At 44.8% G+C, this 1,855-nt stretch carries 1 pseudogene; it reads left to right on the top strand.

Features of this window, described 5'->3' with window-relative positions:
• Positions 1 to 1,292: 1,292 nt before the first annotated feature.
• Positions 1,293 to 1,855, top strand: a pseudogene (locus IT781_RS21715) (alpha/beta fold hydrolase); the annotation flags it as partial.

Below are 1,855 nucleotides of genomic sequence, written 5' to 3' on the forward strand. Positions count from 1 at the left end.
AGGACCTATCATTGTTACGGTTTGTTGCACAACAATGATGTGTTATTCAGAATGAAGCTGAACCTTGTTTCTTTAAAGGACATACTCAAAAATCTTCCTTATTAAGTTATGTTGACATTTCACTACAGTCAAATCGAAGCTGGGGCAAAACGCAGAAACCCCGGGTAATTCCGGGCGAGTCTCTGGAATCGGGAAAAAATTCGACGGTAGTGTTTGATCTTGTTGAAAAAGCATTCAATCAAATGACGTCCTTTATCAATAAACCCATCACAGGCTCTACTCTGGCCGCTACGAGGCGGAATGGCGGTTCTGTAAGGTTCCAACAAGGCATCGCTGCCATAGCCTTTATCCGCCGCCCCTCTTTGTACACATTCAGGCGCTAACGCCAACCAATTTTCCACTTGCCCGTTAGGGCGAATCCGAGTGGACATGCTGATGCGTCTGCCAGAATTGGAAAAAATGCATCACCATTCATTATCGCTGAGCACCAGCCGGGTCGTCATTGCTTAAAAATGGCGCAATTTCTATGAAACTGCCAGAAAATGTCAATACAGCCCAGTTAATTTTGCTCAATTTTTCTGCGCCAGATTTCCGGTTGCCCTTTTTACTTCAAATAACCATGCGTTATGTCTATTACTTTTTAAGCACATCTTCAGATTTAAGTATTTTTTGAAATTCGTTCTATGGAGATTTAAGGTCTGCTTGCTCAAAACTAAAGTCGTGGCAGAGCTGGTAACTTCGCCGAAACAGTATACGGCTTTTCCGGCTGATCCAAATACATCAATTCTGCTGGTTTTAGGCTCAATTGCTTCAAGCGTTTCTTTAGATTTTATGTATTTTTTGAAATTGGTTCTATGGAAATTTTAGGCGATTGTGAATGAAACTACTGTCCAGGTTGAGCTAGAAAGATCACCAATATAATTCCGGTTTTTCTAGCTGATCCAAATACATCAGAGCCTATCTGATGATCTTCTATCTCATATGGAGTCTTGGATGTGAGCCAATCCAGTAGAAATATCTTAACCGCAGGCATCCTGTTGGCTTTAGGCGCAGCTTCAACTGCTAATGCTTTTAGCCATTGACCTATCTATGCCGCCTAGCTTTATTTACCTGGCCGCTTACTTCATATGTTAGAAAAACGCCTTGCCGCTATTAAAGGAAATGATGTGGTGGGTGGGCAGTAAGATAAAAACAAGATTAACACCTAAATTCTGTAAGCCGATAGTCCATCTGTGCCTATCAAAAATTAACGCAACAGAACCTATTAAAAACTTATATAAAGGGGTGTGACTATGTTTCTTAAATTTTTTCATCGGTGGCCTAGTATATTGCTGTTGTTACTTGTTCCCGGAATGGCCGCGGCACATCAAGGCGGAGATAAGAAACCGCCAACTATAAACTGGCAAACGTGTTACCGAGAGTCTGGACTCCCGTTTCTCTGCGGGTCTGTCGATGTACCTCTCGACTATAATGCACCCAAAGGAGAAAAACTCACTCTGGCCTTGATTAAATTGCCGGCAACCGTACGTCGTGGAAGAAAAGTTGGATCGCTTTTTTTCAACCCCGGCGGGCCTGGTAATTCGGGAGTCGACTTCGTGCTCGGCGCCGGCCCCTTTCTTCCTCCAAACATCCGCGAACACTTCGATGTGATCGGCTTCGATCCGCGCGGAATAGGCCGCAGCAGTCCTCTGGTGTGCTTTAACGGCCCAGTTTCTGTGCCGCCGTTCTTTTTTCCCCAGAATCCTGCCGAAGAAGCCTTGTGGGCAGATTTCGACAGGACGATGGCCAGTGCCTGCAAAGCTAACGGCGGCAGTGTGCTTGATCATATGTCAACCGCTAACGTAGCCCGGGATCT

Origin of the sequence: Methylobacter sp. BlB1, assembly GCF_015476545.1 — a bacterium.
In the GTDB taxonomy this organism is placed as follows: domain Bacteria; phylum Pseudomonadota; class Gammaproteobacteria; order Methylococcales; family Methylomonadaceae; genus Methylobacter.